Source organism: Kitasatospora sp. NPDC088779, assembly GCF_040685395.1.
Lineage (GTDB): Bacteria > Actinomycetota > Actinomycetes > Streptomycetales > Streptomycetaceae > Kitasatospora.
Map to the genome: position 1 here is coordinate 264,516 of NZ_JBFBHW010000006.1, position 11,077 is coordinate 275,592.

Annotated in this window: 6 protein-coding genes and 1 pseudogene; 5 read left to right on the forward strand and 2 right to left on the reverse strand. The window is 75.9% G+C overall.

All coding sequences use genetic code 11. The features are described from left to right. Positions 1 to 44: 44 nt before the first annotated feature. From AB0P03_RS08135 to AB0P03_RS08145, 3 genes are all read left to right on the forward strand, one after another. Complete coding sequence (locus tag AB0P03_RS08135; RefSeq protein WP_363628081.1) at positions 45 to 2,195, forward strand: asparagine synthase-related protein; 2,151 nt, start codon at positions 45 to 47, stop codon at positions 2,193 to 2,195. A gap of 96 nt (positions 2,196 to 2,291) precedes the next feature. Continuing rightward, a complete protein-coding gene (locus AB0P03_RS08140) occupies positions 2,292 to 2,813 on the forward strand; it encodes a universal stress protein (RefSeq protein ID WP_363581319.1) in 522 nt (173 codons plus the stop codon). A 144-nt stretch (positions 2,814 to 2,957) separates the two neighbouring features. After that, positions 2,958 to 3,662, forward strand: coding sequence for a DsbA family oxidoreductase (locus AB0P03_RS08145; RefSeq protein ID WP_363581317.1), 705 nt, complete (start codon positions 2,958 to 2,960; stop codon positions 3,660 to 3,662). Between the two features lie 75 nt (positions 3,663 to 3,737). Here the strand turns inward: AB0P03_RS08145 and AB0P03_RS08150 are convergent, their stop codons facing one another. Next, a complete protein-coding gene (locus tag AB0P03_RS08150) occupies positions 3,738 to 6,032 on the reverse strand; it encodes a sigma-70 family RNA polymerase sigma factor (protein ID WP_363628082.1) in 2,295 nt (764 codons plus the stop codon). A 338-nt stretch (positions 6,033 to 6,370) separates the two neighbouring features. Beyond that, complete coding sequence (locus AB0P03_RS08155; protein ID WP_363628083.1) at positions 6,371 to 7,234, reverse strand: helix-turn-helix domain-containing protein; 864 nt, start codon at positions 7,232 to 7,234, stop codon at positions 6,371 to 6,373. Positions 7,235 to 7,783: 549 nt separating this feature from the next. Here AB0P03_RS08155 and AB0P03_RS08160 point away from each other — a divergent pair. Both AB0P03_RS08160 and AB0P03_RS08165 read left to right on the forward strand, forming a co-directional pair. Then, a complete protein-coding gene (locus AB0P03_RS08160) occupies positions 7,784 to 9,145 on the forward strand; it encodes an FAD-dependent oxidoreductase (RefSeq protein WP_363628089.1) in 1,362 nt (453 codons plus the stop codon). A gap of 168 nt (positions 9,146 to 9,313) precedes the next feature. Beyond that, a pseudogene (locus tag AB0P03_RS08165) lies at positions 9,314 to 10,582 on the forward strand (SpoIIE family protein phosphatase); the annotation flags it as partial. Positions 10,583 to 11,077 lie beyond the last annotated feature (495 nt).

Sequence of the window (11,077 nt, forward strand, 5' to 3'; positions counted from 1 at the left end):
CGGAAGCGCCGTACGGGTGCAGGTCCTCGTCCGGTGGAGGCGCGATGCGGTGGCTGACGGGCTGGAGCACGGGCACGCCCCGGGCGGGCGCACCAGCGCACGAGGCACTCGGTACGGTCGCACCGATCGCCGCGCGCCCCCTGTGGACCGGACCCAACCCGCTCTGGGCCGTCGGGGACTGGCGCCCCGAGGAGATCCGCCTCGCCACCCTCCGCCCCGGCGCCCCCGCCACGGTCACCACCGGCCCCACCGCCCCCGACCCCGTCGAGGACACCCCCGCCACCCTGCGCCTCGCCGTCCTCGGCCACTGCGGCGCCACCGACGCGGAACTCGCAGCCGGCCTCGCCGCCGCCCGCGGCGGCGCCGTCCGCCACCTCACCGCCTGGCCCGGCAGTTACACCGCCGTCCTGCGCACCGGCACCCGCTCCACCCTGCTGCTCACCGACCTGGCCGGCGCCCAGCCGGTCTTCCACACCCCCTGGGCCGGTGGCACCGCGTACGCCACCGCCGCACTCCCGCTCGCCGACCTGGTCGGCGCCCCGCTGGACACCGGCCACCTCGCCGCCCGGCTCGCCTGCCCCGAATCGCCCGAGGCCCTCGGCGCCGGAACCCCGTACCTGGGCGTCCAGCGGGTGCCGCCCGGCCACGTGCTCGCCATCCGCAGTGGCCACCCCTACCTCTCCGCCTACGACGACCCCGCCGTCCGGGAGCAGCCGCGCGACGAGGCGCCCGCCGTCCGCGAACTCACCCGCGCGCTGCTGGAGTCCGTCCGCTCCCGGGTCCGCACCACCGCGCCCGCCACCGCGCGGGGCCCGGCCGGCCGCGCCCGGCTCGGCGTCGACCTCTCCTACGGCACCGCCTCCGCCACCGTCGCCCTGCTCGCCGCCGCCGTACCGCTGCCGCCGGTGCCCGCGAGCACGGGCCCGGAGCGCCTGCCGGCCGTCGGCGCCGGGGCCAGGAACGGCGCGGTCAAGGGCTCCTGGGCCCGCGTCGCCGCCCAAGAACCCTCCACCCCGGAACAGTTGGCCGCCGTCACGCTCGGCGAGACCGAAGCCCCCACCACCCTCGCGCTCGCCCCCGACACCCCCCGGCTGCGGCACACCGTGCTCCACCCCGGCCCCGACACCCTCCCGTACGCCGGACTGCACGCCGACGCACCGCCCGGCCGGCTCACCGACGAGCCCGGGCCCGAACTCGTCGCCGCCGCCCGTGCCGAGGCCCGCTTCGACGCCGGCGGCACCGACCACCTCACCGGCTACGGTGCCCGCCAGGTCCTCGACGGCCACCCGGCCCGGCTCGCCGACCTCATCCGGGCCGGCCGCCCGCGCGAACTGCTGCCCCCGGTCGCCGCGCTGGCCGGTGCCGACCGGGCCGTCGTCGGCGTCCTGGCCGGTGCGCTGCGCACCCCGCTCACCGTGGTCCGGGCCGCCCACCGGCTCTCCCGGGTCCGCTACGCCGAGGCGCTGGACGACGCCGCCGCCAAGTTGACGGCCCGCCACCTCCCGGGCGGCGGCCGTACGGCGGGCGACCGTTCGGTCGGCGACCTCGCCTGGTGCGTCCCCGGCCCGGCCGCCCGCTGGCTCTCCGACGAGGCGCTCTCCTCCGTCGCCCTCCGGCTGCGACTGGCAGCGCGCAGACCGGCGCCCGACGAACGCCCGGGCGCACACCGCGCCCGGCACGCCCTCTACCGTCACGCGCGCTCCTACCGCACCCTCGTCCACGCCGCCGAACAGCCCGGCCAGCGGCTGCACGCGCCGTTCCTCGACAACCAGGTGGTCCGTGCCGCCCGCCTGCTCCCCGACGACGTCCGCCTCCAACCCGGAGCCCGGCACGCCCTCCTGCACGCCGTCCTCACCGGCGCCGGCCGCACCGACCTGCCCCCCGACTGGGGCCGCGGCCCCCGCCCCGACCGCACCGCCCCCGCCCGGGCCGGCCTGCGCCTCGCCGCCGACGGCCTCGCCGAACTCTTCGACGCCCCCCTCCTCGCCGAAGCCGGCCTCATCGACCTCCCCGCCGTCCGCGCCGGCCTCGCCGACCCCGCCACCCCCCTCTCCCCGGCCGCCCTGGCGGGCCTCGCCGACCTGGTCTCCACCGAACTCTGGCTCCGCCGCGTCCGCGCCCGCCGCCACGGAGCCTGCTGGACCGGCCTTCCCCTGGCCCAACCCCCGGCCCTCGGCCCCGTCCGGCCCTCCTGACCCCCTCCGGGCGCCGCGCCCGGCCGGGCGGCGGGGTCCGGGAGCCGGGGCAGGTGATGATGGCGGGCAATGAGTCCGTCGGTGAGGAGAGCCGTGGTGGCCAGCGTGAGCCCGGAGCAGTCCGTTCCCGTCGTGCTGTCGGTGTCGGGACGGCCGCCGACGGGGCGCCCGCCGGGGGTACTGGCGGCCTGCGACGGGTCGGACGGGTCGCTGTGGGCGCTGGACCGGGCGATGACCGAGGCGGAGTCGTTCGGGCTACCGCTGTACGTGCTGGCCGTGGTGAACCCGGCGCCGGCCGGCTACCCGCCGGGGATGGCGGAGCTGGTGCAGGAGAGCGTCGAGACGCTGGTGGAGAGCATGGCGGACGGGCTGCGCCGGGCGGTGGTGGCCGTGCAGGGGCAGCGTTCCCGGCCGTACGCGGGGGAGATGTCGCTGCACGTGGTGCTGGGGAACGTGATCGAGGTGCTGCTGGAGGCCTCGACCCGGCAGCACACGCTGGTGCTCGGCACGCGGGGGAACGGGGGGTTCGCGCGGTTGCTACTGGGTTCGGTGAGTTCGGCGGCGGTGCACCACGCGGCGTGCCCGGTGCTGGTGGTTCCGGCGCCCGCGGAAGGCTGATCCGGGGCGGGGTCGGGGTGCTGACCAGCCCGGGTCAGGGCGTCGCTGACCAGGGAAGCTGACCGGGGTGCCGGGAATGTACCGAGATGGTTCATCGTTCACCTATCCCGATACCCGTCCCCGCCCCACCCCTGGAGTCCCCTCATGAAGGTCGAGATCTGGTCCGACATTGCCTGCCCGTGGTGCTACATCGGTAAGCGCCGCTTCGAGCAGGCCCTGGAGGGCTTCGCCGGCAAGGAGGGCGTCGAGGTGGTCTACCGGCCGTACCAGCTGGTCCCGGACGCGCCGGCGACGGCGAGCCCGCACCGCGCGTGGCTGGCCGAGCGCTACGGCCCGCAGTCGGTGGCGATGGACGCACGGGTGGCCGAGCTGGGCCGCGCCGAGGGCATCACGTACGACTTCGACGCCGCGCTGCACGCCAACACCTTCCTGGGCCACCGCCTGCTGCACCTCGCCGAGACCGAGTACGGCGCGGCCGTCCAGGGGCGGCTGAAGGAGGAGCTGCTGAAGGCGCACTTCACCGACGGTGTCGACGTCGGCGACCGCGCCGCGCTGACCGACGTCGCCGTGGCAGCCGGCCTGGACCGGGCGCGGGTGACCGCCTACCTGGCGGGCGACGAGGGCGCCACCGAGGTGAGCGCGCAGCTGGCCGAGGCCCGGGAGCTGGGCATCACCGCCGTGCCGACCTTCGTGTTCGAGGGCAAGTGGGCGGTGCAGGGCGGCCAGGACGCCGAGACCTTCCGCAAGGTGCTGGAGCAGGTCGCCGCCGAGATCGGCGAGACCCGCCCGGCGCCGGTGCAGGTCGCCCCGGCGGGGGAGGCCTGCGCGGACGGCTCCTGCGCGATCTGACCCCGCACAGGCCCACCCCGCACAAGCCCCACCCCGTGCGGGTCCCACCCCACGCAGCCCCCGCCGAGGCCCGTTTCAGGAACACCTGAAGCGGGCCTCGGCCCAGTCCGCCACGTTGAGCGCCGACCAGATCCCGTGCACCGGGGTGACCACCAGCCGGATCGACTTCTGCCCGGCCAGCGGCACGTGCACCGGTACCGCGTCGTCCCCCGCGGCGAGCGGGAGGGAGCGCCACAGGGTGCCGCCGTCGCCGCCCTGGACGGAGAAGACCACGCCGCCCGGCGAGAGCGTGGCGTCGTCGACTCCGGCGACCGCGTCGAAGGACGTGCAGCTGCGGTTGAGGTCGATCAGGGTGGTCGCCGGGGCGTGCACGGTGATGGCGTGCCCGTGGCGTTCGCCGCCGATCCAGGCGCTGTCGTGCTGCCAGAACCAGTCGCTGCCCTTCTGCCGGATGCTGGGGCCGGGCGGCGGCACCCGGTTGTTGCCGGGCTTGACCACGGGCAGTGAGTCGGCCCAGAAGTCGGTGGGCGCGGGCGGGGTGACCGTCGGGGTGGGCAGCGGCGGCACGGTGGGCGTGGGCACGACGGGGATGACCGGCGGCTCGGGCGTGGGCAGCGGCGGCACGCTGGGCGTCGGCACGGCGGGGACGTCCGGGGCCGGCGGCGGCGTGGGGGTCCGCTTGGGCGTCGTCGAGCTCGGCGTGACCGGCGACGCGGCCTTCGTCGTGGTCTGGGCGGCTGCCGGGGCGGGCGTCGACCGGGTGACCGGCGTCGCGCTCGGGCTCGGGCTCGGCTCGGACGGTGCCGGGGCGGCCGCGGTGCTGCTGGGCGCCGGGTCGGCGGGCGCGGGCGGCCCGGGTGCGGGGGCCTGCGGCCGGGGGGTGGCGGGGGCGCCGGCGGCGGGAGGCGCGGCCGTGGGGGGCTTGGGTTCGGGCGAGCCGGTGAGCGCGTACGCGGCGACGGCGGCTGCGGCCACCGCGACGGCGGCGGCGATCCCGGCCTTGGCAGCGGTGCCCAGGCCCTCGCCGGCCGCGGCGCCGGCTCCGGCCCCGCCTCCGCCGGAGGCCGCACCGGCGCCCGCACCCGCTGCACCCGCACCCGAACCGGCTCCCGCGGTTCCGGAGGTGGCCGCCGCGGTGCCCGCAGCCGCACCGCCGACCGCGGCGGCTCCGCCGACGGCCGCCGCGGCGGCGCCGAACCCGCCGACCCCGATCCAGACGAGCACGCCGCCGGGCAGCAGCGCGCGCAGGCCGGTGTTGATCTCGGTGAGTTCGAGGCAGGCGGCCGTGCAGCGGTCGCACCCCTGGAGGTGCCGTCCGACCTCCGCCGAGGCCCGCTTGCGCAGCGATCCGCGCGCGTACGCGCCGAGCCGGTTGGCGTACGCCTCGCAGGTGCGGTCCTGGCTGCCGGAGACGTGCGCCTGGAGGAAGGCGGCGGCGAGCCGGTCGCGGGCCCGGTGGGCCTGGACGGCGGTGGCGTTGGCGGTCTTGCCGAGCATCACGGCGACGGTCTTCGGGGACTCCCGCTCGACCTCGGTGTGCCAGAGCACCACCCGGTCGTCCTCGGGCAGTTCGGCGTAGGCCTGCATGACCATGCGCTGGTCGGCCATGGCCATCGCCCAGGCATCGGCGCCGGGGTCGGCCAGGTCGAGGTCGACGACGGCGGCCGAGGTCTGGGCGAACACGCTGAAGTCGTCGACGAGTTGCTCGCGCCGCTCGCTGCGGGTCCAGGCGGCGGCGACGTTCCGGACGGCGGTCAGCAGGTAGGCGCGGACGGCGAACTCCGGGCCCTTGCCCGCCCTCAGGGCTTGCAGGGTGCGGGCGAAGACCTCGCCGGCGAGGTCTTCCGCGGTGAAGCTGTCCCGGCAGCAGGTGCGGGCGTAGCGGCGCACCGAGTCGGCGTGCCGGCGGTAGATCTCCTCGTACGCGGTGTCGTCGCCGGCCCGGACCCGGGCGGTCAACTCGGCGTCGGAGGCCGGGCGCTCGCCGTCGACCGGGTCGGCGGGGGCGGGCACGGTGGGGCGGGCGGGGCGGCCGGCGCCGACGAACGCCTCGGGGGCGACGCCGCCCCGGCCGGCCGGGGCCTGGCCGGGCACCCGTCCGGGTGGCAGCGCGGCGGCGGAGGCGGAGAGGGACTCGCGGCTGGGCATGCCCGCCTGGTCGGGCACGTGTCCGGTGGTCGGGCCGGTGGCCGAACCCGGTGCGGCGCCGGGTACTTGGGCCGGGCCGCCGGAGGCCGTGGCGGGGCCTTCGGACGTACTGGACGTGCTGGACGTGCTGCCGGACGAGCCGTCGGCCAGTCCCCCGGTCAAGCCTCCGGACGGGCCGAAGTCGAGGCCGTACCCGTAGTCGTTCTGTTCCTCGGCGCTCACAACGGACCCCAGATTCCACGACAGCCCCCGCAGTGTGGCAGGGCGCGCGGGAGCGCGTGGGCGCACGGTTCCGCGCTGTACGGCGCCGAGGGCGCGCGAAGGGCGCGCATCGGGACATTGGCTCCAACCACGGGCAAAGGATGGCATAGCGCAGAGATGGGCGGTAGCCGGACCGGCCGGGACCCACTCTTCCGAGGAGCCGTCGCGGATGTGTTCGGCCAGCACAGGGCGGGTGGTTGCGTACCGCCCGCACCCGGCGCGCGTGACTGGTCCGCGCGCCGGTCTCCCGTCCAACTCCCGTCCCCGCCACCTGCGGGGTCCGCGCCCGTGGTGGCGCGTCAGCGTGCCCGCAGGCCGTCCAGCAGGATCTCCAGCAGCCGGTCCGAGGGGCCGGCGGTCGGCTGCCCCTCTGCCTGCTGCCCCCCGGCCGAGAAGCCGGCCGTGGTCGGCGCGGTGCGGGCCGCGTGCACCGGCACCGAGGCGGTCAGCACCAGCACGACGTCCGACACCGTGACGCCCGGCCGCAGTTCGCCGGCCGCGCCGACCCGGGCGACCAGGGCGGCCAGCAGTTGCAGCAGCAGCCGGGGATCGGCGTCGGCCGCCGACGGCTCGACGGCCGCACCGTTCTGCGCGTCCTCGCCGCGCAGGTCGAACCGGACGGCGGCCGGCTCGGGCACCCGCTGCTCGGGCACCCGGCCCAGCTCCTCCGCGTACCGGAACGCCTCCGGCGGCAGCAGCCGCCCGGCGCCGGTGCTGACCGCCCGGGCCAGGTAACCGGCCAGCGACTCCCAGGCGCCGCCGCCGCCGTACAGCGACTCCCGCGCCTGCGCGGTCAGCCAGGCCACCTCCTCGGCGGCGATCCGCTGGACCAGCACCTCCTTGCTCGGGAAGCGCCGGTAGACCGTCCCGACGCCGACCCCGGCCCGGCGCGCGACCTCCTCCATCGGCGCGCCGTAGCCGAACTCGCCGAACACCTCGCGGGCGGCCCGCAGCACGCTCTCCAGATTCCGCCGGGCGTCCACCCGTAGTCGGGCCCCGGGGACGTGCACGGTGGCCGGTGGTGGCTCCACCCGGTAGGGGACGCCCGGATAGGCGGCCCCGACCTCCGGTGGCAGGTCCACCGGGCCGCGCTGTTCCGGCACCATGCCCTGGCCGGCGTGCGGTGTTCCCGTTCGCCCCAACACCTGCTCCTGCTCCATCATCCCAACTCTCCCCCGCAGGCGCCCGAACCCGGACCCTGTCGTCGCCCGCCCCTGCACCCCCCGGTGCAGCTCAGCCCGTCAGAAATGACCTGATGACCCATCGCTCGTTGCCGCCCGTCCCGTTTCGTGACCACGGTTCGTGCCTCCGGGCCGGCTCGCGTCCGGCTCGGCGCGTCGGCACCGTCCGGGGCCTTGTCCGGGAACTACCCTTCCCCGGATGACTGTCCCGCAGTCGGGTTCTCGAGCCAACGCTGGAACTGGCCGTAGTGGCCGCTCCACGGTGCGTCGCCGCCGATTGTCATGGCGGTAACCGCTCCGGCACACAATCCGACCATAGTTCACGCCCGTTCGCGGCCGAAAGTCCGTCAGAAAGTCGCCCGGGCAGCACAACTGGCCCCACCCGTCGACTCCCGTCACATCCGGCGCGGTACGGACTGTGGACAAGACCGCCCCTGCCGGTCCTTCATAGGGGGGCGCGAGGGGGGACACCCCCGGCCGCGGGGCCGGGAGGAAGCGCCAATCGGCAGGAGGTGCACCATCAGAATCCTGATCGCCGGCGGAGGCTGCGCCGGGATGGCCACCGCGCTGCACCTCCAGCGCGGCCTGCGGGAACGGCTGCGACGCGGCGAGGTCGAGATCACCGTCGTCGAGCCCCAGGCCTACTTCACCTACCACCCGCTGCTGGCCGAGGTCGCGGCTGGCTCGATCGACCCCCGGCACGTGGTCGTCCCGCTCCGCCGGGCCCTGCCGGACTGCCGGGTGCTGACCGCCCGGATCACCCGGATCGAACACGCCGCCCGCCGCGCCTTCGCCGACGCCGCGGGACCCGGAGAGGCCGCCGCGCCGATCGAACTCCCCTACGACGTCCTGGTGGTGGCGCCCGGCTCGGTCTCCCGGACGGCGCCGGTGCCCGGCCTGGCCGAACACGGCCGCGGCTTCTCCACCGTCGGCGAGGCCGTGGGCCTGCGCAACCACGTCCTGGAACAGCTCGACCTCGCCTCCGCCACCCGCGACCCGGCCCTGCGCCAGGCCGCGCTCACCTTCGTCTTCGTCGGCGCCGGGTACGCGGGCGTCGGCGCGCTCGCCGAACTGGAGGACATGGCCCGGACCGCGGTGCGCGGCTACCACAACGTCCGCCCCGAGGACCTGCGCTGGGTCCTGGTCGAGGCCACCGACCGGATCCTGGCCGAGGAGTCGCCGGAGCTGGCCGAGCACACCCTCGGCCAGCTCCGCGAACGCGGCGTCGACATCCGGTTGCGCACCACCCTGGCGTCCGCCGCGGACCGGGTCGTCGCCCTGTCCGACGGCAGCCGCTTCGGTGCCCGCACCCTGGTCTGGACGGCCGGGGTGCGGCCGGCCCCGCTGCTGCGCGACACCGACCTGCCGCTGGACACCCTCGGCCGGGTCCGCTGCCTCGCCACCCTGCAAGCCGTCGGCCCGGACGGACGCGCGCTGCCCGGCGTCTGGGCGGCCGGGGACTGCGCCGCCGTACCGGACCCCGACGCGGACGGGGCGCCCTGCGCGCCCAACGCCCAGCACGCCTTCGCCCAGGCCGAGCTGCTCGCCCGGAACATCGCGGTCGCCCTGGACGCCGGACCGCACGCCCCGGGCCTCGCCGAGTACCGGCCGGGCCACGCCGCCTGCTCGACCTCGCTGGGCCTGCGCCGGGCCGTCGCCCACACCCGGCGCGGCCGCCGGATCACCGGGCGGCGGGCCTGGTGGCTGCACCGGGCCCGGCACCTGCGGCGCCTGCCGAGCGCGGAGCGCCGGGTGCGGGTGCTGATGGACTGGGTGCTGGGCGGGCTGTTCTCCCGCGAGGTGGTCTCGCTGGGGGCGGCGGAGCATCCGCGTCCGGAGTTCGAGGCCGGGTCCGGGCCGCGGCCCGACGGCGGTCCGGACGCCCCGCGGTGAGCGCCCCGGTGCCCCGCGCCGGGGTGGAACGGGCGGCCACGCCGGGCGGGCGACTTCCGGAATCGGGCCCTTGCCTGACAGGATCAGCCCAACCTAGTCATTACCCCGTGTGCTGATGCGCACACAAAAAGTGATGATATGCCTGGAAATCGAGGAAGCGGCCGTCGTTTGAACCTCATGCGCTGGAGCGCCCGGCTCACCGGAGTCCCTTGGCGTGCCGCCCCGCCGACCGGGGCCGGCACCGACGAGGGCGCGCCCTCCGCCGACGGCGTCGTCGTCCCCGGCCCCCGCGACCCCACCAACCTGGCCACCGCCGCCGAACTCCTCGACCTGCACAAACCCCAGAACCTGCGCGAGGTCCTCAACCGGATCCCCGCCCCGGTGGCCGTCACCTACGGCCCGCTCCACCAGCTCGGCTACGCGAACCGCGCCTACCGCGAACTCTTCGGAGACCGCACCACCGGCCTGCCCGCCGGAGAAGCCCTCCCCGAACTCGGCACCATGGGCGTCCTGGCCCTGATGGACCAGGTCATCCGCGGCGGCCGCCCGCGCAGCGTCAAGGCCCGCTGCATCCTCGGCCTCACCGGCAACCGCTACTACAACGTCTCCTGCGTCCCGCTCGGCCCCGGGGACACCGGGGACACCGGGGACACCCCCACCGAGGGACCGCCCGCCGGCGTCCTGATCTTCGCCGCCGAGGTCACCGACCAGGTCCTCGCCGCCGCCCGGCTCCGCGAAGCCGAACGCCGCCAGCGCGAGGCCGCCGTCACCCTCCAGCGCAGCCTCCTCCCGCAGAAGCTCGACCAGCCGGCCGACCTGAGGGTCGCCGCCACCTACCAGCCCGGCGGCGCCGAGGCCGCCGTCGGCGGCGACTGGTACGACGTCATCGCCATCGACGGCGGCCGAACCGCCCTGGTCATCGGCGACGTGATGGGGCGAGGCCTGCGCGCCGCCGCCGTCATGGGCCAGCTGCGCACCGCCGTCCGCGCCTACGCCCGGCTCGACCTGCCCCCGCACGAGGTGATGCGCCTGCTCGACGGCCTCGCCATGGAGATCGACGCCAACCAGATCGCCACCTGCACGTACGCCGTCTGGGACCCGCAGCGCCGCACCCTCTCCTACGCCTCCGCCGGGCACCTCCCCATGCTGCTGCGCTGCCCCGACGGGACGGTCCTGCGCAGCGAGGAGCAGAACGGCCCGCCGCTCGGTACCGGCGACGGCCTCCACGTCTCGCACACCCTGCGCCTGCTGCCCGGGACCACCGGCGTCCTCTATACGGACGGCCTGGTCGAACGCCGCGACGAGGACATCGACGAGGGCCTCGACCTCCTCGCCCGCACCCTCACCGGCGCGGTCGGGGCCCCGGAGGTGATCTGCGCCCGCCTCCTGCGGGCGATGGGCGTGACCTCCGAGCACGACGACGACGTCGCCGTCCTGGCCTTCCACCTGCCGGCGGAGGAGGCGGAGGAGAAGGCGGAGGAAGAGGTGGCCGAAGAGAGCGCCACCGAGGCGGAACCGGCGCTTGACTCGGCCTTGCCCGAGGTCTAGTGTTCTTCGAGCTGCCTGGCAGGGAGCACCGGACACGCATTTGCGCGGACGGTCCCGCCGTAGCCAATCCTTTCGAAACACCACTTCCCGGTTCGGGCTGGGTCGCGTCTTGTCGCGGCTTGGTTCCTATTCGGCTTGTTCGTTTTATTGGATTGCGGTCGATTCGCTTTTCGGAGCAGGGATCGGCTAGAGTTTGAAACGTCGGACGGGGCGTCAAGCCGCAGAAGACACCAGCGAGTTGGATGAACGAAGCACCGGAAACGGAGCGGAAAACATCTGGTAAGCTGGGAACACGAAAGAACGAAGCGCCCGGAGGGCCCGCTGGAAGGCGGCCTGAAGGAAGTGTCCGTTCCTTGAGAACTCAACAGCGTGCCAAAAGTCAAC

Bases quoted from the DNA above. Each gene is read 5' to 3' on its own strand.
- AB0P03_RS08135 (WP_363628081.1), top strand. From the start codon at position 45: ATGCGGTGGCTGACGGGCTGGAGCACGGGCACGCCCCGGGCGGGCGCA.
- AB0P03_RS08145 (WP_363581317.1), top strand. From the start codon at position 2,958: ATGAAGGTCGAGATCTGGTCCGACATTGCCTGCCCGTGGTGCTACATC.
- AB0P03_RS08155 (WP_363628083.1), bottom strand. From the start codon at position 7,234: ATGATGGAGCAGGAGCAGGTGTTGGGGCGAACGGGAACACCGCACGCC.